Source organism: Actinomycetospora sp. TBRC 11914, assembly GCF_012933465.1.
Lineage (GTDB): Bacteria > Actinomycetota > Actinomycetes > Mycobacteriales > Pseudonocardiaceae > Actinomycetospora.
On record NZ_JABBND010000021.1, the window covers coordinates 1 to 17631 of the forward strand.

The window sequence follows — 17631 nt, forward strand, 5'->3', positions numbered from 1 at the left end:
GACCAACAACACCACCCCAGCCGCAGCTTGACCCCTTAGGGCCGTGGGATGTCTAGGACGGCAGCGGCTTCCCCTTCGTCTCCGGCCCGGCGATCAGCGCAAACACGAGGCCGAGCACGTAGATCGACCCGATGGTCAGGCCGGCCGCGGCGATGCCTCCCAGCCCGGCGACGATCGAGCCGGCGAGCACCGCGCCGACGGCCGCCACCACCCGGCTCGCGTTGAACACGGTCGTGATGGCGCTGCCGCGCACGGCGGTCGGGAACAGCTCGGCCGGGTAGGTCGCCATCCACCCCATCTGCCCGAGGGTGAAGATCCCGTTGACGAACACGACGGCGGTGAGGGCACCGAGCGAGTGCCACGAGAGCCCGAAGAGGACCCAGGTCATCACCAGCGCGCCGGCGAAGTAGCCCCACAGCGTCCACCGGCGTCCGATCGCGTCGGCGAGCACGCCCCACGCGAGCCAGCCGAGCACGCCGCCGACGTTGTAGGCGAGCACGATCAGGGTGACCGTCGACGTGCTCGCCCCGGCCGCCTTCACTGCGGCGCCCGCGAACTGCGGGATCCAGGTCGAGACCGCCCACCAGCCGACGAGGCTCGCGGTCGAGAGCGCGAGCAGGCGCAGCATCCGGGAGCGCGACGTCGGGTCGGCGAAGATCCGGCGCAGCGTGAACACCGTCAGCGCGCGCTCCTCGGCGTCGAGCGCCTCGCCGGCCCGGGCGCGGCGGGATGCGTCCCGACGGCGGGCGTCGCTCGAGCGCCACAGCTCGGTCTCGTCGACCGAGCGCCGGACCAGCAGCACCAGCAGCGCGGGCACCGCGCCGATCAGCAGCATCCAGCGCCAGGTGTCCGGCCCGGCGTCGCGCAGCAGGAAGAACACCCCGGTCGCGACGAGGAAGCCGACCCCGAACGCCGACTGCAGCAGCGCGACGCCCTTGCCGCGCGAGCGGTCGGCCCACGTCTCGGCCACGAGCGCGCTGCCCGGCCCCCACTCGGCGCCCATCCCGAGACCCGCGAAGACCCGCAGCACCAGGAAGACCGCGAAGTTCGGCGATAGCGCCGCGAGCCCGGTCGCGACCGCGTACAGCAGGATCGAGAACATCAGCACCCGACGCCGGCCGAAGTAGTCGATGAGCACGCCCGAGGCGAGCCCACCGACCGCCCAGGCCAGGAGCTGCACCGCCAGGACGACGCCGAACCAGATCGGCGACGCCTTCGGCCCGATGAGGTCGGTGACGACGAGGCTGCCGACCAGCACGATCGCGTAGGTCTCGAACCCGTCGAGCATCCACCCGAGCCAGGCCGAGGCGAAGGCGCTCCGGCGCTGTCGCCGCGCGGAGTCGGGGGGCGGGGCAGTCGACGACGGGGCGGTGGTCTCGGTGCTCATGCGCGGGCTCCTGTGCGGTTCTCGATCCAGGCGACGAGGCGGGCGACGGCGTCGTCGCCGGCCGCTCGGGTGGGGGCGGTGGCCTTGTGCTCGCGCCCGACGTCCTTGAGCAGGCGCAGCGCGGAGGGGTCGCGGCCGGCGAGCTCGGCGACGGTGCGCTCGACGACGGCCTCGAGGTCCGGCTCTGCGACGACGCGCGAGACCAGGCCGAGGTCGCGGGCCTCGGCGGCGCCGACGCGGCGGCCGGTGAGCACGAGGTCGTCGGCGACCTTCGGGGCGACGTGGCGGTAGAGGTAGGTGAGGACGACCAGCGGGGGCAGGCCGTGGGCGAGCTCGTCGAAGCCGAGGACGGCGGTGTCGGCGGCCAGTGCCAGGTCGGCGTGCAGCGCGAGCCCGGTGCCGAAGCCGAGGGCGCGGCCCCGGACGACGGCGACGCTGATCCCGGGGAAGGCGCTCAACGCCTCGTTGGCCCGCAGGATCAGCGACAGGTTCTCCTGCCGGGTCACCCCGGGGACCTGCTCGTGCTTGGCGCGCCCGACGGTGAGGTCGCCGCCCGCGCCGGCGACGACGAGGACCGTCGCCCCCGAGTCGCGCGCGGCCTCGAGGGCGTCGACGAAGGCGGTCATGGCGGCGTAGGTGAGGGTGTTGCCGTCCCCGGTGTCCAGCACGATGCGCGCGACGGGGCCGTCGACGCTCGTGTGCACGGGGGCGGTGGTGGGCGGGGCGGACATACGGGCTCCGGGGGAGGTCGAGGGGGATCCGGCGGGCAGTGATCAGGTCGGCAGGGGCAGGCCGAGGTGCTCGCGCAGGGTCGAGCCGGCGTACTCGGCGGGGAAGCGGCCGCGCTTGCGCAGCCGCGGGACGACCTCGTCGACGATCGCCGCGAGCCCGTCGGGCACCACGTCGACCATGAGGTTGAAGCCGTCGGCGGCGCCGGCGTCGACCCAGGTCTCGACGACGTCGGCGACGCGGTCGGGGGTGCCGACCACCTGCAGGTGGCCGCCGCCGTTCTCGGCGAGCAGCTCCCGGACGGTCAGCCCGCGGCGCACGGCGAGCTCGACGGCCGCGTCGCGGAACCCGTGCGAGCCGCGGAAGCCCGCGTCCGCGCGGATCCGCTCGACCGGCAGCGGCTCGTCGAGCGCGAGCTCGGCCACCGGTACCCCGACCCGCAGCGCGAGCTTCTCCAGCTCCGGCGCGATCCCGCGGGCCTCGTCCAGCGCGGTCTTGCGGGCCGCCGCGGCCTCGTCGGTGTCGCCCAGCACCGGGGTGAGCCCGGGCAGGACGAGCAGCGTGTCCGGGTCGCGGCCGAGCGCGGCGGCCCGCGCGCGCAGGTCCGCGCGGAACGCCCGGGCCGCCTCCAGGGTGTTCTGGGCGGTGAAGACGACGTCGGCGTACCGGGCGGCGAGGTCGCGTCCCGGGCCGGACGACCCGGCCTGGAAGATCACCGGCCGGCCCTGGGCCGACCCGGGCAGCGGAGCGGGGCCCGCGACGCTGAAGTGCTCGCCGCGGTGGTGCAGCGGGTGGACGTGGTCGGCGTCGACGTAGCGCCCGGTCGCCTTGTCCCCGACCAGGGCGTCGTCGTCCCAGCTGTCCCAGAGCCCGGTGACGACGTCGAGGAACTCCGCCGCGCGGGCGTACCGGGCGGCGTGGTCCGGGAGCGGGGCGTCGCCGAACTGGGCCGCGGCGGTGGGCACGAACGTCGTCACCGCGTTCCAGCCCGCGCGCCCGCCGCTGATCCGGTCGAGGCTCGCGAAGCGCCGCGCCAGGTTGTAGGGCTCGTTGAAGCTGGTCGACGAGGTGGCGACCAGCCCGATCCGCTCGGTGACCGCGGCGGCCGCGGCGAGCACGACCACCGGGTCGAGCGCGCCGAGCGAGGGGCGGGCGTAGCGCTCCTCGGCGCCGTCGAGGGTGTCGGCGAGGAAGAGCGCGTGCAGCCCGCCGGCCTCGGCGAGCCGGGCGATCTCGAGGTGGTGGTCCAGGCGCAGGTGGTCGAACGGGTCGCCGTCGCGGAACCGCCACGCGCCCTGGTGCATCCCCAGGCCGAGCACCGTGGCGGTGAGGACGAGGCCGCAGCTCATCCCCGCAGCCCCCGCTTCTCCAGGAGCGGCAGCACGGCGTCGACGAACTGCTCGAGGTCGGGGGAGTAGTCGTAGAAGCCGAGCTGGACGCCGTCGAACCCGGCGTCGTGCAGGCGCTCCAACGACTCGGCGACCTTCTCCGGGCCGCCGACGATCTGCAGGTGCCCGCCGAGCGCGCGGTCGGCGAGCACGTGCTGCGGCCAGGCCTGGCTGTCGCCGCCGGTGTGGCGGGCGTGGTAGTTGACCAGCGACCCGTGGTCGGCGTGGGCGACGATCGCGTCGCGGTAGGCCGCCGCCTCGGCGTCGGTCTCCCGGCACACCACCAGCGGGAAGATGATGACCTTCACCTCGCGGCCCTGCGCGCGGGCGGCCCGCTTGATCGTCGCGACGTGGTCGGGAAGCGCGTCGATCGCGCCGTCGAAGTCCGCCCCGGCCGGGCTCGAGGTGAACACGATGTCGGCGTGGCGCCCGGCGAAGGCGTACCCGGCGGGGGAGCCGCTGGCGGCGACCAGGATCGGGCGGCCGTGGGTCGGGCGCGGCGAGACGTAGGCGCCGTCCAGCCGGTAGAACTCGCCGTCGTACGTCAGCTCGGAGTTCCCGGCCCAGAGGTCCTCCATGATCGAGACGAACTCGTCGGCCTGCTCGTAGCGCCGGTCGTGGTCGATGCGCTCCATGCCGAACATCCGCGGCTCGTTCTCCGCGTACCCGGTGACGATGTTGAGCCCGTAGCGCCCGCCGGAGAGGTGGTCGGCGGTCACGGCGAAGCGGGCGAGGTGCAGCGGGTGCCAGTTGCCGTAGAGCACGTGCACCGTCGAGAGGGAGAGGATCGACGTCGTCGTCGCGGCCAGCGCGACGGTGGAGATGAACGGGTCGAGGAAGTTCTCCCGGTAGGCCATCTCGCCGCCGAAGCCGCCCTGCCCGACCCACTGCTGCAGGCCGAAGACGAACTCGAACCCGGCCTGTTCGGCGCGGGCGGTGAGGGCGCGGTTGTACTCGAAGTCCCAGCGGGTGCCGCGCGGCAGCGTCGACTGGGAGAACGCGCCGGTCTGCAGCGGCAGGAAGAGCCCGAGCATCAGCGGTGCGGCGGCGGCGCGGGAGAGCGGGCTGGTGGGGTCGTCGAGCGGGCCGGCGGGCCGGTCCAGGGGGCGGGTCACGAGTCGATCTCCTCGGCGACGATGCGGGCCGGACCGGCGTCCCCGCCGCGCACGGCGAGCGGGAACGCGCGCAGCGCCACGTGCCGGCCGGCGAGCGGGGCGAGCCCGGTGAGGTTCTCGGCGATGAGGACGTCCGCGCCGAGCAGCGTCCGGTGCACGCCGAAGTCGAAGTCCGGGCCGCGGCGGTGCACCGGCAGGTCGGGGGTGATCATGTCGACGCCGACGAACGGGATGCCGCGCTCGACCGCCCACGCCGCCAGCTCGACCGACAGGCTCGGGTGATCGCCGTAGTCCTCGGAGGTGAACCGCTCGCCCCAGCCCGTGTGCAGCAGCAGGAAGTCGCCGCGCCGCGGCTCGGGGCCGCCGGCGAGGACGTCGTCGACGGTGATCTCCTCGCCGGGCTTGCGGTCGACGGCGGCGACGACGGCGCGGCCGTGGAAGCGCTCGATCGGCACCCGGTCGATCGGGGTGCCGCCGGGCACGACGTGGGACGGGGCGTCGACGTGGGTGCCGACGTGCAGCGCGAGCGTGATCGAGGAGATGTCCAGCGGGGCGCCGTCGGCGATCGCGGTGATCTGGTGGCGCTCCACCTCGGGCAGGACCGGGATCTTGGGCATGCCGGCCCAGAGCGGGTGGCTGAGGTCGTGGAGGGTCATCGCGGGGCGTCCTTCGTGGCGAAGTGGTCGAGCAGGTCCCACTTGGCGAGGTGGGCGGCCAGGTCGGCGCGGGCGGTCTCGTCGAGCCCCGACCACGGCCAGAGCGGCCCGCCGAGGTCGCAGCCCATGAGCGCGGCGGCCGCCTTGACCGCGGGCAGGAACCCGAGGCCGTTCCAGCGGCTGGGGAAGTCGGCGAAGAACAGGGCGTCGGCGGCGGCGCGCCGGTGGTCGCCGTCGCGGACCGCCGCGACGATGCGCGCGGCGATCGGCACGCCCGGCGTCGGGAGCATCGCGCCCGCGCCGCCGAGGACGAGCGTGGCGAGCAGCATCTCCATGTTCGTGAACACGGCGGCGTGCTCGGCGACCCGCGCGATGAGGCCGAGCAGCTTGGCCTCGTCGCGGGAGGTCTCCTTGATCCCGGCCACCTGCGGGTGGCTGCAGATGCGGGCCATGGTGTCGACGGAGAGGTCCACGCCGAGGCGCGGGTTGTTGTAGAGCATCAGCGGGATCGGGCTCGCGTCGGCGAGCAGCGAGAACCAGCGGTGGGCCTCGTCGGGGGTCGGGGCGGCGCCCCAGGGCTTCGGCGAGGCGACGGCGAGCGCCAGCGAGGCGCCGCGGCGGGCGGCCTCCCTGGTGAGCGCGATCGACTCGGCCAGCGACGGGCTGGAGACCCCGGCCACCACCGGGACGCCGGGGGCCGCCGCGACGACGGTGTCGAGCATCGCGAGCCGGGTGCGCCGCGCGAGGACCTGGAACTCCTGGCTCTCGACGGCGCCGACGCTGATCGCCGACGGCGCGTAGCCGGCGACCGCGGTCACCTGGTCGGCCAGCCGGGCCTGGTCCACCCGCACCGAGTCGCCGCGGAAGGTCGTGAGGGCGGCGACGACGAGGCCGGGCGCGAGCGTCGGCTCGACGGCGTGGGGGACGGCGGGGGGCATCGCGGCTCCAGGGGCGGGCAGGCGTGCGCCGGCGCCGGCGGTGCAGGCCGGACGTCGGGCGACGCGGGGTGACGGACGACGGGTCCTCCGCGTCGTCACGACGCGCGGGGCCGGACGTCACGGGGACGTCGGGTGCGGGTCGGGGCGGGCCGCCGTCGGGGGAGTGCCGCGCTCAGGCGCGGCGGGAGCACGGACGACAGCTGCGGCAGCCGCGGTCACCACGGGTGTCGCGGGGGTGGGAGAGCACGTCGCGCTGGCAGGTCACGTCGCGTCCCTCCTCGCCGTCGTCGTCGGTGCGCGTCCGACGCTAGGCGACGGGCAACGTCCCGCGCAAGCACGTGGTGACGCGTGTAGACGCACGTCACCACAGCAGGCTGCACGCCGTGGTCGCGCTGACGCGTGCCGTACTGTTCGGCCCGGTCGCGCAGCGCGGCCGGACGAGCTCGGGGAGGACCCATGACCGGCGCCGCCTCGACGTCGAGCGCGGGGGACACCGCCCACGAGCGGTTGCTCGAGGAGCTGACCTCCGGGGCGCTGCTCCCCGGTTCCCCGGTGCTCGAGACCGCGGTGGCGGCCCGCTACGGGCTCGGCCGGGCGCCGGTGCGCGAGGCCATCCTGCGCCTGGAGTGCGACGGGCTGATCGTGCGCGGCGCGCGCGGCCCGGTGGTGCGGACCCTGACCCCTTCCGAGGTCGTCGACATCTACCAGGCCCGCATCGCCCTCGAGGCCGAGGCGGCGGCGTCGGCGGCCCGGCACCGCTCGAGCCTCGACCTGGCGCGCCTGCAGCACGTGCACGAGCAGTCCCGCGCGGCCACCGACCCGGAGGAGGCCCGGCGGTTGCACGGCCGGTGGCACCAGGTGCTGCGCCGCTCCTCCCGCAACGACACGATCACCGAGGTCCTCGAGCAGCTCGCCCGCCGGCTCGCGCTGCACGACACCGGCGACATGACCCGCTCGGCCAACCTCGAGTCGACCGACGACGAGCACCAGGTGGTGCTCGACGCGATCGTCGCCGGCGACGAGGACACCGCCCGCAAGGCCCTGCGCGAGCACCTCGAGCGCACCCGCGACGTCCGCATCGCCGCGCTCGTGCGGGACGAGGGCGGTGTCGGCGCCTTCGGTTCCTGAGGTGCGCTGCGCGCCCGTGAGCACTTTCTGGTGCCATGGCACCAGAAAGTGCTCACGAGCGACGGAGTCGCACCTCATGGCACCACGAGCGGTCTGGAGCGGGGCGATCACCTTCGGCCTCGTGACCATCCCGGTCGGGCTCTACAGCGCGACCGAGGACCACACCATCCACTTCCACCAGTACGTCCGCGGCACCTCCGACCGCGTGCGCATCCAGCGCGTGGACGAGCGCACCGGCGACGTCGTGCCGACCTCCGACGTGGTCAAGGGGCGTGAGGTGGACGGCGAGGTCGTCGTCGTGGAGCCCGACGAGCTGCGCGAGATCGCCCCCGGCCGGTCGCAGACCATCGACGTCGTCGAGTTCGTGGACCTCGCCGAGATCGACCCGGTCTACTTCGACCGCACCTACTGGGTCGCGCCGAGCGACGAGCGCTACGCGCACTCCTACGGCCTGCTCTGCCGGGCGCTGGCCGAGACCGACCGCGCCGGCATCGCCACGGTCACCATGCACGGCCGCGAGCACCTCACCGCGCTGCGCGCCGACGGCGACGTGCTGGCGCTGCAGACGCTGTTCTGGCACGACGAGGTCCGCGACCCCACCGAGCAGCTCGACGTGCTCCCCGTGCACACCGACATCCGTCCCCAGGAACTGGACACCGCCAAGGAGCTCGTCGGCGCGATGACGTCGACGTGGAAGCCCGACCAGTACGAGGACACCTACACCGCGCGGGTCGACCAGCTCGTCGCGGACAAGCGCGAGGGCCGCGAGGTGGTCCCGGCCGAGGAGCCGGACGAGGGCACGGAGGTCGGCGGCCTGCTCGAGGCCCTGCGGCGCAGCGTCGAGGCGGCCGGCGGGAACGCGGCGGCCTCCTGACGGGGGATACGGCCTCGTGAGGTCGGTCACCGCGCCGCGCGCGCTCCCCGGTGTCGATCACCTGCTCAGGGTCCGGCACCCCTCGAGGATCCACCGATCGGGGGACACGTCGACGGTGGTCGCGAATCACGCCGTTTTTGACTCGTGGCGATTCCGCTGCGAGCTTCTCCCTCGTGCGCAACCGACTCGTCCTCGCCGTCCGGCGACACGTCGACCTGCTGCGCACGAACAGCGCTCTCTGTCGCTGATCCGCCGACGTCGGGCCGACCACGTCCGCGTCCCCGCGGTCGTCCTCCGGCGACTCTCCGGGGTGTTCCACCCGGACCCCGGAGATGCGTGGTCCTCCGCCGCTCCTCCCCCGGTGCGGCGTTCCCGTCGCACGTCGTCCCGCTCGCGCCGAACCCGGGCGCGGTGGGCCGTCGTGTCGGCTCCCCGCAAGCTCCCCACCTCGTGCGCCGGTCGCCGCGCGCCCGGCCACGACCACCCCCGAAGGACTCCCCAGATGACCAGGTACCGCTGGGTCGCGATCGCCGCGGCCTCGCTCGTGTTCCCCCTGGCGGCGGCGGGCGCCACGGCCTCCGCCGCGCCCGCGACGCCCGCGATCGCGCACGCGGCCCCGGTCGCGGCTGCCCCTCCGCTCCCGCCGACCGACCCGACCAAGCCCGTGACCCTCTGCAATGGCCTGCAGGGCGGGACGTGCACGGGCGGCCCCGGCAACGACACCCTCATCGGCGGTCAGAAGATCGACCACATCTTCGGCGCCGGCGGCGACGACGACATCGAGCAGAACCTCGTCTTCCTGCAGGGCAGCAGCGACGACGCCCACGGCGGCCCGGGTCGGGACTGCATCGACGGCGGCGGCGGCGACTCGCAGCAGTTCGGCGACGACGGCGACGACAACGTGCCCTGCGAGTTCACCGCCTTCGTCGACCCGGAGGCCGCGCTGACCAGCGGGCCGGGCGACGACACCATCCACGGTGGCAACGGCAACGACTCCATGGACGGCATCTTCGACAGCGACACGATGTACGGCGACGCCGGCAACGACCTCATCAACGACCCGTACCCGAACGACCAGGACAAGGAGTACGGCGGGCCGGGCGACGACGTCCTCAACGCCTCCGACGCCGGCAACGACGACCTCGTCGACGGTGGCCCCGGCAACGACACGTGCATCGGCGACCCCGGTGACACGTTCGTCAACTGCGAGCACATCATCCGCTTCTTCGGACCGCTGCTCGTGAACCCGGCCGGGCTGCCCGTCCCGCTGCCCCGGGCCCTCGGGGTCGACCCCAACGCCGTGGTGCCGACGCTGCCGCCGGCCACGACGAGCTAGGAGGTGCGCTCCGCGCCTGTGAGCACTAGATGTCGGTATACCGACATTTAGTGCTCACATGGCCGGAGGCCACCTAGAAGTAGCCGTTGACCGGCAGCGGCTCGCCGGCGATGTGCCACCGGCCCAGGGCGGTCGCCTTGTACGACGCCGGGTTGTGCAGCGTGATCGTCCGGATGTTGCGCCAGTGCCGGTCGAGGTTGCGGGCCCGGCCGGAGGCGGACGCGCCGCCGACGTCGAACAGCGCCGTCGCCGCGTCGGTCGCCACGCGGTCCAGGTGCACCTTCACCGCGCTGATCGCGTACGACGCGGTCCGGCCCACCTCCGCGGTCGGCGCCCCGGCCCGCACGGCGTCCTCGGCGGCCTGCACCGCGTCCGCCGCCGTCCCGACCGCCGCCTCCGCGACCCACGCCGTGGCCGCCAGCCGCCCGACCGTCTCCTGCAGGATGGGGTCGTCGACCGGCTGCGGCGACGGGGCGTGGTCGAAGGTCCGGGTCCGGCTGCGCACCAGCGCCGCGGCGTCGGTGACCACGCCGCGGAGGATCCCGGCGATCACCGCGTGCAGGTAGAGCTGCAGGAACGGCACGTCGCCGGCCGGCCGCGGCGCCACCCGGTCGCGCACCACGAGCACGTCCTCGGGTCCGACCGCGACGTCGGTGAACGACGTCGTGCCCGTCCCGGTCCGGCGCTGGCCCATCGAGTCCCAGTCGTCGATCACCGAGACGCCCTCGCGGTCGACCGGGACCATCACCGTCGCCAGCTGATCAGTCCCCTCCTGGCTACCCTCCACCCGGGCCGCCACCGCGATCCAGTCCGAGTACAGCGTGCCGGTGCTGTAGTACTTCACCCCGTTCAGCACCCAGCGCCCGCCGCCGACCTCCTCCAGCCGCGTCGTGAACTCGTGCGACCCCGCCGACACCGAGCCGGTCTCGCTGATCGCGTTGCCGAACACCTTCCCGGCGCGGACCTCGTCGAGCCAGCGGCGGCGCACGTCGGGATCGGGCAGGCGCAGGAACCCGAGCACCTGGCTGTAGTGGGTGCGCAGCACGTGGGCGACGATCGGGTCGGCCTCGGCGAGGTCGGTGACGAAGCCGAGCAGCTCGCGGATCGAGCAGCCCGGCCCGCCCTCGGACTCCGGCAGCGACAGCCGCCCCAGCCCGGCGGCCGCCACGGCCGCAACCTGCGCGAACGGGCTCTCGTCGAGCCGTTCCCGCTCGGCGGCGCCCGCGGCGATCTCCGCGAGCAGGGTCCCGACGGCGGGTGTGCCCGGGCGGGCGGGCACGGTCGCGGCGCTCATGTCGCGGCAGTCTGCAACGTCCGCTCCTCGCGGCGCGACGGGTCCGGCGCGAGCAGCGCCGCCGTCGTCGTCAGGACCGAGAGGCCCGCGAAGGCGACGACGATCCACCACGGGCTCCCGCCGCCGGCCACCAGCAGGGCGGCCGCGGCGAGCGGGGCGAACCCGCCGGAGAGCACCGACCCGATCTGGTAGCCCAGCGAGGCGCCGCTGTAGCGCACCCGGACGTCGAACACCTCGGCGAACCAGGCCGCCTGCGGCCCGTACATCGAGTCGTGCAGCAGGTTCACCGCGATCACCGCCGCCAGCACGATCAGCAGCGTCGACCCGGCGTCGACGGCGAGGAAGAACAGCGCCAGCCCGACGGTGCCCCCGATCGACCCGAACAGGTACGGCCGCCGTCGTCCGACCCGGTCGGAGAGCAGCGCCCAGAGCGGCGTCGTCGCCAGCCCGATCGCCGAGACGACGACGACGGCGAGCAGTCCCGCCGACGAGGCCTTGCCCAGCTTCTGCGCGACGTAGGTCAGCCCGTAGGTGGTGATCAGCGTGTAGAGGCCGATCTGGGAGAGCCGCAGCCCGGTGGTCAGCAGCACCTCGCGCGGGGCGGTGCGCAGGACCTCGACGACGGGCATCCGCACGACCTCGTTCTTCTCGCGCAGCGCGACGAACTCCGGGGCGTCCTCGAGCCGCAGCCGGATGACCAGCCCGACCGCGACGAGCAGCGCGCTCGCGAGGAACGGGATCCGCCAGCCCCAGGCGAGGAACGACTCGGAGGTGGTCAGCGCCCGGACCAGGGAGAGCGACCCGGTGGCGAGCAGCATCCCGGCCGGCGACCCGATCTGGGTGAAGCTGCCGAACCAGCCGCGGCGCCGCGGCGGCGCGTGCTCGGTGGACAGCACCGCCGCGCCGCCCCACTCGCCGCCGACCGCGAACCCCTGCAGCAGCCGCAGCACCACGAGCAGCGTCGGGGCGAGCGCACCGATGCTCGCGTACCCGGGCAGCACGCCGATGAGCGTGGTGGCGCTGCCCATGAGGACCAGCGCGCCGACCAGCACGGCCTTGCGCCCGACCCGGTCGCCGATGTGCCCGGCGACGATCGCGCCGATGGGCCGGGCGCCGAAGCCGGCCGCGTAGGTCGCGAACGCGGCGAGGGTGCCCGCCGTCGGGCTGATCGAGGGGAAGAACAGCGTGTTGAACACCAGCGCGGTGGCGGTGGCGTAGAGGTAGAAGTCGTACCACTCGATCGCGGTGCCGACGGCGCTCGCGAGCGCCACCCGTCGCGGGGTGGTGGGTGGGGTCGGGCTCGTCGTGGCGGTCACGCGCGGATCTCCTCGGTGGGGTGGGGCGTGCGGTGGGCGAGCTCGGTGCGGACGAGCGGGAGCAGGTCGCGGCCGTAGGCGACGGCGTCGTCGATCGGGTCGTAGCCGCGGATGAGCAGCGTCGTGACGCCGAGGTCGACGTAGTCGAGCAGCGCGGCCGCCACGGTCTCGGGGGTCCCGACGAGGGCCGTGGAGTTGCCGGCCGCGCCGGTCGCGGCCGCCGTCGGGGTCCAGAGCGCGCGGTCGTGCCGTTCGCCGCGCGCCGCCGCGGCGAGCAGGCGCTGGGACCCGACGTTGGCCGGGGTCGCGTCGTGCATCCGCTTGCCGGTGAAGCTGCCGGCGCCGCCGCCGGCCGCGGTGATGCGGTCGAGGACGCGGTGGGCGCGCTCCCAGGCCTGCTCCTCGGTGGTGCCGAGGATCGGGCGGAACGAGACGCTGATGCGAGGCATCGTGGTGCGCCCGGCGTCCCGCGCGGCCGCGTGCACCGCGGCGATCTGCTCGGCGGTCTGGGCGAGCGGCTCGCCCCAGAGCGCGTGGACGTCGGCGTGCCGGCCGCCGACCCGGTAGGCGTCGGCCGAGGAGCCGCCGACGTAGATCGGGATGCGGGGCTGCTGCCGGGGGCGGACCTGGGGTGCGACGTCCTCGACGTCGTAGAACTCGCCGTGGTGGTCGAACGGCGTCGGGCTGGTCCAGGTGCGGTCCAGGACCTCGAGGTACTCGTCGGTGCGCCGGTAACGGGCCGCCTTGTCGAGGTGGTCGCCGTCGCGGCGCTGGTCGGCGTCGCTGCCGCCGGAGATGACGTGCACCGCGACCCGGCCGCCGGAGAACTGGTCGAGCGTGGCGAAGGTGCGCGCGGCCAGCGTCGGGGCGACGAACCCGGGCCGGTGCGCGACGAGGAACCCGAGCCGGTCGGAGTGGGCGGCGCCGTACGAGGCGACCTGCAGCCCGTCCGGGGTCGACGCCGAGTGCCCGACCAGCACCTTGTCGAAGCCGCCCTGCTCGTGGGCATCGACGAACCGGCGGACGACCGCCGGGTCGACCGGCGGGTCGGACGGCGGGTGGATCTCGGAGACCAGCCGGGTGCCGATCATGCCGATGAACTCGACGGTCATGGGGGGTGCTCCCTGGGGAGGTACGGCGTGGTGACGCGGGCCGTGGCGCGGCGTGACGGGGACGGGCCGTCGGGCGCTGGGAAGACGGGCGCGGGGGAGACGGGCGCTGGGGAGACGGGCGCGACACGTCTCCGGAGGGGATCAGCGGCTCCGGGATCAGCGACAGAGCGCGGAGGCGACCCGGAGCAGGTCGATGTGCTCGCGCACGACGAGCCGCGTCCCGGTCATGGTCGGCGACGCTATGGGGGCCGGTGGCCGAGGACAACCGCCTGGGACCGTCGTCTCAGGGCGTGGGTCGCTTGCGCCCGCTCGGCGGAGTGCGATCGAATGATGCGCATGTGCGCGTGCGGCCGCGAGTTCTTCTGGCCGAGCCGCCGCGCGCACGAGTTCGACGAGTGGTGTCGCCGGGCCGCGTGAGCCGCGCGCCCTCACGCCCTTTCCGCGCGCCCTCCGCGGCCGGTCCGTGCCGTGTCCCGACCACCCCGAACTCCCGACGTCCCGGAAGGACGCACCCCACCATGTCGGTCACCGACGAGTACCTGCAGAACAACGAGCGCTACGCCGCCGGTTTCTCCGGCCCCCTCCCGCTGCCGCCGGCGCGCAAGACCGCGGTCGTCGCGTGCATGGACGCCCGCATCAACGTCTACGGCGTGCTCGGGCTGCAGGAGGGCGACTCGCACGTCATCCGCAACGCCGGCGGCATCGTCGCCGACGACACCATCCGCTCCCTGGCGATCAGCCAGCACCTCCTCGGCACCGAGGAGATCGTGCTGATCCACCACACCGACTGCGGCATGCTGACCTTCTCCGACGAGCAGTTCGCCGAGATCCTCGAGAAGGAGTCGGGGGAGCGGCCGTCGTGGAGCGCCAACTCCTTCCCCGACCTCGAGGGCGACGTGCGCGACTCCATCAAGCGCATCACCGACAGCCCGTTCGTGAAGAACAAGTCCTCGGTGCGCGGGTTCGTCTTCGACGTGGCGACCGGGAAGCTGAACGAGGTCCAATAGGTGCGACTTCGTCGCTCGTGAGCAGAAAGTGTCGGTATACCGACACTTTCTGCTCACGAGCGCGTCAGCGCACCTGCCACCTCCCGCGCGGCGTCCAGGCCCGCGGTCGTCCCCTCCCACCCGCGGCGCGCGACGGCGCCCTCGAGCAGCAGGAACAGGTGGTCGGCCAGGGCGTCGTCGCCGACCAGCCGCCCAATCTCCGCGCGGACCGCCTGCTTGTGCGCCGTGATGACCGCCCGCCCCGGGTGGTCGTCGGGCAGCTCCGCCGCGGCGCGCTGGAACGCGCAGCCGCGGCCGGTGTCGAACCACGGGTGCGCGAGGTAGGCGTCGAAGAGCGTCAGCACCGACGGGTCCTCGGCGAGCCGCTCCTGCAGGTGCGCCCACCAGAGGTCGTGGCGCCGCTGCAGGTAGGCCGTGACGAGCGCGGCCTTCGACCCGAAGCAGTCGTAGAGGGTCTTCTTGGTGACGCCGGCCGCGTCGGCGATGCCCGCCACGCCCACCGCGGTGATGCCCTGCCCGTAGAACAGCTCGGACGCGCGCTCGAGGAGCACGCGGCCCGCCGGTGTCGTCATGTCCGGCACTATACCGACCGGTGGGTTGACTTCCATGGGCACGGTCGTGTTCCCTCAGCGCTATACCGACTGGTTTACCTGCGAGGGAGAACGATGCGAGCCGTGCTGCTCACCCGCCACGGCGGGCCGGACGCGCTGGAGTACCGCGAGGACGTGCCCGACCCGGAGCCCGGGCCGGGGGAGGTCCGCATCCGGGTGCGGGCCGCCGCACTCAACAACACCGATCTCTGGACCCGCGAGGGGGCCTACGGCGCGCCCGACGACCCCGACGCGGTCCACGGCTGGCGCCGCGAGGCGTTCGTGTTCCCCCGCATCCAGGGCGCCGACGTCGCGGGCGGGATCGACGCGGTCGGTCCCGGGGTCCCGGCGACGCGGATCGGCGAGCGGGTCCTCGTCGACCCGATGCTCTACGACGGCGACGAGCGCGCCCTCGTCGACACCGACTACCTGGGCAGCGAGCGCGACGGCGGGTTCGCCGAGCTGGTGACCGTGCCCGCGGCGAACGCGCACGCGGTTCGCAGTGACCTCGACGACGCCGAGCTCGCGAGCCTCCCGACCGCGGCCACCACCGCGATGCGCATGCTCGGCCGCGCCGGGCTCGCCGCGGGGGAGACCGTGCTCGTGACGGGGGCCTCGGGCGGGGTCGGGTCGGCCGCGGTGCAGATCGCGAAGGACCGGGGCGCCGTCGTCGTGGCCGTCGCCGGCGCCGCGAAGCACGAGGCGATCCGGGCGCTGGGCGCCGACGTCGTCGTCGACCGTGAGGCCGACCTGCTCGGGGCGCTGCACGCCGCGGGGATCGACTCCGTCGACGTCGTCGCCGACGTGGTGGCGGGGCCGTCGTTCGGCGCCCTGCTGCGCGCGCTCGCGCCGCTCGGGCGCTACGTCGTCGCCGGGGCAATCGCGGGCCCCGTCGTCGAGACCGACCTGCGGACGATCTACCTGCGCCAGCTCACGGTCGTCGGGTCGTCGTTCGGCACCCATGCCGACTTCGCCGCCGTCGTGGACCTCGCGGCCCGCGGCGCGCTCCGCCCGCTGGTGGCCGGCCGCTACCCGCTCGCGGAGCTCGGCCGCGCGCAGGCGGACTTCGTCGCCAAGGGCTTCGTCGGGAAGCTGGTGGTGCTGCCGTGATCGACCTCGGTGGGATCCGGGCCCTCACCTTCGACGTCGTCGGGACGCTCATCGACTTCGAGACCGGCATCCTGCGGTGCGTGCGCACCGTCGCGTCCGAGGGTCCCGACGACGAGGGTCCCGACGACGAGGCGGTGCTCGCGGCGTTCGGCGCCGCGGAGGGGGAGCAGCAGCGACTCACCCCGGAGACGCCGTTCACCGCGATGCTCGACCCGATCTCGACGCGGCTGGCGCGCGAGCTGGGGCTGCCGGGTCTCGACGGTGGCTCGGGTCCCTCGCCGCTGCGGCGCTCCATCGGGTCGTGGCCGGCGTTCCCGGACGCGGTCGACGCGCTGGCGCGGCTCCGGGAGCGCTTCGTGCTCGTGGCGGTGACGAACGCCGACCGCGCGGCGCTCGACGCGATGGCGTCCACCGTCGGCGAGCCGTTCGCCGACGGGGTCACCGTGGACGAGGTCGGCGTCAACAAGCCGGACCCGCGGATGTTCGAGGCGGGCCTCGCGAGGCTCGCGGCGGTCGGGATCGGGCGCGACGAGGTCCTGCACGTGGCCCAGAGCCAGTACCACGACATCGGCGCCGCCCGGCGGCTCGGCCTCGCGACGTGCTGGGTGGAGCGGCGTCGCGGCCGGGTCGGGTCGGGCGCGACGCCGTCGGCGGCGGCCGTCACCGAGCCCGACCTGCACGTCGGCTCGATGGCCGAGCTGGCCGGGGCGCTCATGGCAGTCGCTTGACCGATGCGGGCACCGGGAGCACCGGGACACGATCGAGGCACCTGTCTTCGACCGCACGGAGAAGCCCTCATGCCCTTCAACACCGCTCCCGACGGCGCCCAGACCTTCTACAAGGACTGGGGCAGCGGCCAGCCCGTGGTGTTCAGCCACGGGTGGCCGCTGACCTCGGACGCGTGGGACGTCGAGCTCAAGCTGGTCGCCGACCACGGCTTCCGCGGGATCGCCCACGACCGTCGCGGCCACGGCCGGTCCTCCCAGACCTGGGAGGGCAACGACATGGACACCTACGTCGCCGACCTGGCGTCGCTCATCGAGGCCCTCGACCTGCGCGACGTGATCCTCGTGGGCCACTCGACGGGCGGGGGCGAGGTGGTGCGCTACGCCGCGCAGCGCGCGAACGGCCGCGTCGCGAAGGTCTTCACGGCGGGCGCGATCCCGCCCGTCATGATCAAGTCCGACAAGAACCCCGACGGTCTCCCGAAGGAGGCCTTCGACGACATCCGCAACGGCGTCCTGAAGGACCGGTCGCAGTTCTACCAGGACCTCTCCGCGGCGTTCTACGGCACCAACCGCGAGGGCAGCCAGATCTCCCAGGGCGCCCGCGACGACTTCTGGCGGCAGGGCATGACCGTCGGCCTCAAGGCCGCCTACGACTGCGTCGCGGCGTTCTCGGAGACCGACTTCACCGAGGACCTCAAGGCCCTCGACGTCCCGATCCTCATCGCGCACGGCGACGACGACCAGATCGTCCCCATCCACGACGCCGCGTACAAGTCGGTCGAGCTGGTGAAGAACGGCGAGCTCAAGGTGTTCTCGGGCGCCCCGCACGGCATCGCGGGCCCGTACCAGGACGCGCTGGACAAGGAACTGCTGACCTTCATAGGTGCCTGACGGCTCGTGAGCACTTTCTGGTGCCATGACAC

The 17631-nt window shown here is 74.1% G+C and carries 18 protein-coding genes; 7 read left to right on the forward strand and 11 right to left on the reverse strand.

Annotated features, from left to right (window positions below):
• Nucleotides 1-52: 52 nt before the first annotated feature.
• The 6 genes from HH311_RS25510 to HH311_RS25535 are packed head-to-tail and all read right to left on the reverse strand — an operon-like array spanning nucleotide 53 to nucleotide 6213.
• Entirely contained in the window at nucleotides 53-1387 is a 1335-nt protein-coding gene (locus tag HH311_RS25510; RefSeq protein ID WP_169186529.1) for an MFS transporter, read from the reverse strand.
• A complete protein-coding gene (locus HH311_RS25515) occupies nucleotides 1384-2118 on the reverse strand; it encodes an enoyl-CoA hydratase/isomerase family protein (RefSeq protein ID WP_169186530.1) in 735 nt (244 codons plus the stop codon). The genes HH311_RS25510 and HH311_RS25515 overlap by 4 nt, the downstream gene beginning before the upstream one ends.
• 42 nt (nucleotides 2119-2160) lie before the next feature.
• Complete coding sequence (locus HH311_RS25520) at nucleotides 2161-3465, reverse strand: NtaA/DmoA family FMN-dependent monooxygenase (protein ID WP_169186531.1); 1305 nt, start codon at nucleotides 3463-3465, stop codon at nucleotides 2161-2163.
• On the reverse strand, nucleotides 3462-4619 hold the full coding sequence (locus HH311_RS25525; RefSeq protein ID WP_312030402.1) for an LLM class flavin-dependent oxidoreductase: 1158 nt from the start codon (nucleotides 4617-4619) through the stop codon (nucleotides 3462-3464). The genes HH311_RS25520 and HH311_RS25525 overlap by 4 nt, the downstream gene beginning before the upstream one ends.
• On the reverse strand, nucleotides 4616-5275 hold the full coding sequence (locus tag HH311_RS25530; protein ID WP_169186532.1) for a cyclase family protein: 660 nt from the start codon (nucleotides 5273-5275) through the stop codon (nucleotides 4616-4618). Before HH311_RS25530 ends, HH311_RS25525 begins: the two co-directional genes overlap by 4 nt.
• Nucleotides 5272-6213: a dihydrodipicolinate synthase family protein gene (locus tag HH311_RS25535; protein WP_169186533.1), complete on the reverse strand. Its 942-nt coding sequence runs from the start codon at nucleotides 6211-6213 to the stop codon at nucleotides 5272-5274. Before HH311_RS25535 ends, HH311_RS25530 begins: the two co-directional genes overlap by 4 nt.
• Nucleotides 6214-6669: 456 nt before the next feature.
• Here HH311_RS25535 and HH311_RS25540 point away from each other — a divergent pair, with 456 nt between their 5' ends.
• The 3 genes from HH311_RS25540 to HH311_RS25550 all read left to right on the forward strand — a co-directional run bounded on the left by HH311_RS25540 (nucleotide 6670) and on the right by HH311_RS25550 (nucleotide 9551).
• Nucleotides 6670-7341 carry a GntR family transcriptional regulator gene (locus HH311_RS25540; RefSeq protein ID WP_169186534.1) on the forward strand — a complete coding sequence of 224 codons (672 nt, stop codon included), beginning with the start codon at nucleotides 6670-6672 and terminating at the stop codon, nucleotides 7339-7341.
• A gap of 76 nt (nucleotides 7342-7417) precedes the next feature.
• Nucleotides 7418-8215 carry a Ku protein gene (locus HH311_RS25545; RefSeq protein ID WP_169186535.1) on the forward strand — a complete coding sequence of 266 codons (798 nt, stop codon included), beginning with the start codon at nucleotides 7418-7420 and terminating at the stop codon, nucleotides 8213-8215.
• A 502-nt stretch (nucleotides 8216-8717) separates the two neighbouring features.
• Nucleotides 8718-9551, forward strand: a complete 834-nt coding sequence (locus tag HH311_RS25550) for a calcium-binding protein (RefSeq protein ID WP_169186536.1) — start codon at nucleotides 8718-8720, stop codon at nucleotides 9549-9551.
• Between the two features lie 73 nt (nucleotides 9552-9624).
• On the opposite strand, the gene HH311_RS25555 is transcribed toward HH311_RS25550, so the two are convergent.
• The 4 genes from HH311_RS25555 to HH311_RS33765 form a co-directional block, all read right to left on the reverse strand.
• On the reverse strand, nucleotides 9625-10845 hold the full coding sequence (locus HH311_RS25555) for an acyl-CoA dehydrogenase family protein (protein WP_169186537.1): 1221 nt from the start codon (nucleotides 10843-10845) through the stop codon (nucleotides 9625-9627).
• Nucleotides 10842-12161 carry an MFS transporter gene (locus HH311_RS25560; protein WP_169186538.1) on the reverse strand — a complete coding sequence of 440 codons (1320 nt, stop codon included), beginning with the start codon at nucleotides 12159-12161 and terminating at the stop codon, nucleotides 10842-10844. The genes HH311_RS25555 and HH311_RS25560 overlap by 4 nt, the downstream gene beginning before the upstream one ends.
• Entirely contained in the window at nucleotides 12158-13273 is a 1116-nt protein-coding gene (locus HH311_RS25565; RefSeq protein ID WP_169186539.1) for an LLM class flavin-dependent oxidoreductase, read from the reverse strand. Before HH311_RS25565 ends, HH311_RS25560 begins: the two co-directional genes overlap by 4 nt.
• A gap of 156 nt (nucleotides 13274-13429) precedes the next feature.
• Nucleotides 13430-13501, reverse strand: coding sequence for a putative leader peptide (locus HH311_RS33765; RefSeq protein ID WP_396027461.1), 72 nt, complete (start codon nucleotides 13499-13501; stop codon nucleotides 13430-13432).
• Between the two features lie 290 nt (nucleotides 13502-13791).
• On the opposite strand from HH311_RS33765, the gene HH311_RS25570 reads away from it, so the two are divergent.
• Entirely contained in the window at nucleotides 13792-14280 is a 489-nt protein-coding gene (locus HH311_RS25570; RefSeq protein ID WP_169186540.1) for a carbonic anhydrase, read from the forward strand.
• Between the two features lie 53 nt (nucleotides 14281-14333).
• On the opposite strand, the gene HH311_RS25575 is transcribed toward HH311_RS25570, so the two are convergent.
• Entirely contained in the window at nucleotides 14334-14852 is a 519-nt protein-coding gene (locus tag HH311_RS25575; RefSeq protein WP_169186541.1) for a TetR/AcrR family transcriptional regulator, read from the reverse strand.
• 93 nt (nucleotides 14853-14945) lie between these two features.
• Here HH311_RS25575 and HH311_RS25580 point away from each other — a divergent pair, with 93 nt between their 5' ends.
• The 3 genes from HH311_RS25580 to HH311_RS25590 all read left to right on the forward strand — a co-directional run bounded on the left by HH311_RS25580 (nucleotide 14946) and on the right by HH311_RS25590 (nucleotide 17599).
• On the forward strand, nucleotides 14946-15980 hold the full coding sequence (locus HH311_RS25580) for a zinc-binding dehydrogenase (protein ID WP_169186542.1): 1035 nt from the start codon (nucleotides 14946-14948) through the stop codon (nucleotides 15978-15980).
• A complete protein-coding gene (locus tag HH311_RS25585; RefSeq protein WP_312030403.1) occupies nucleotides 15977-16708 on the forward strand; it encodes an HAD-IA family hydrolase in 732 nt (243 codons plus the stop codon). Before HH311_RS25580 ends, HH311_RS25585 begins: the two co-directional genes overlap by 4 nt.
• A gap of 69 nt (nucleotides 16709-16777) precedes the next feature.
• The gene (locus HH311_RS25590) at nucleotides 16778-17599 is read left to right on the forward strand and encodes an alpha/beta fold hydrolase (RefSeq protein WP_169186543.1); all 822 of its coding nucleotides are present in this window, start codon (nucleotides 16778-16780) and stop codon (nucleotides 17597-17599) included.
• The last annotated feature ends 32 nt before the right edge of the window (nucleotides 17600-17631 follow it).

What these genes read in the sequence shown, in the direction of transcription:
- HH311_RS25510 (WP_169186529.1), bottom strand. Translation starts at nt 1,387, where the DNA reads ATGAGCACCGAGACCACCGCCCCGTCGTCGACTGCCCCGCCCCCCGAC.
- HH311_RS25515 (WP_169186530.1), bottom strand. Translation starts at nt 2,118, where the DNA reads ATGTCCGCCCCGCCCACCACCGCCCCCGTGCACACGAGCGTCGACGGC.
- HH311_RS25520 (WP_169186531.1), bottom strand. Translation starts at nt 3,465, where the DNA reads ATGAGCTGCGGCCTCGTCCTCACCGCCACGGTGCTCGGCCTGGGGATG.
- HH311_RS25530 (WP_169186532.1), bottom strand. Translation starts at nt 5,275, where the DNA reads ATGACCCTCCACGACCTCAGCCACCCGCTCTGGGCCGGCATGCCCAAG.
- HH311_RS25535 (WP_169186533.1), bottom strand. Translation starts at nt 6,213, where the DNA reads ATGCCCCCCGCCGTCCCCCACGCCGTCGAGCCGACGCTCGCGCCCGGC.
- HH311_RS25540 (WP_169186534.1), top strand. Translation starts at nt 6,670, where the DNA reads ATGACCGGCGCCGCCTCGACGTCGAGCGCGGGGGACACCGCCCACGAG.
- HH311_RS25545 (WP_169186535.1), top strand. Translation starts at nt 7,418, where the DNA reads ATGGCACCACGAGCGGTCTGGAGCGGGGCGATCACCTTCGGCCTCGTG.
- HH311_RS25550 (WP_169186536.1), top strand. Translation starts at nt 8,718, where the DNA reads ATGACCAGGTACCGCTGGGTCGCGATCGCCGCGGCCTCGCTCGTGTTC.
- HH311_RS25555 (WP_169186537.1), bottom strand. Translation starts at nt 10,845, where the DNA reads ATGAGCGCCGCGACCGTGCCCGCCCGCCCGGGCACACCCGCCGTCGGG.
- HH311_RS25565 (WP_169186539.1), bottom strand. Translation starts at nt 13,273, where the DNA reads ATGACCGTCGAGTTCATCGGCATGATCGGCACCCGGCTGGTCTCCGAG.
- HH311_RS25570 (WP_169186540.1), top strand. Translation starts at nt 13,792, where the DNA reads ATGTCGGTCACCGACGAGTACCTGCAGAACAACGAGCGCTACGCCGCC.
- HH311_RS25575 (WP_169186541.1), bottom strand. Translation starts at nt 14,852, where the DNA reads ATGACGACACCGGCGGGCCGCGTGCTCCTCGAGCGCGCGTCCGAGCTG.
- HH311_RS25580 (WP_169186542.1), top strand. Translation starts at nt 14,946, where the DNA reads ATGCGAGCCGTGCTGCTCACCCGCCACGGCGGGCCGGACGCGCTGGAG.
- HH311_RS25590 (WP_169186543.1), top strand. Translation starts at nt 16,778, where the DNA reads ATGCCCTTCAACACCGCTCCCGACGGCGCCCAGACCTTCTACAAGGAC.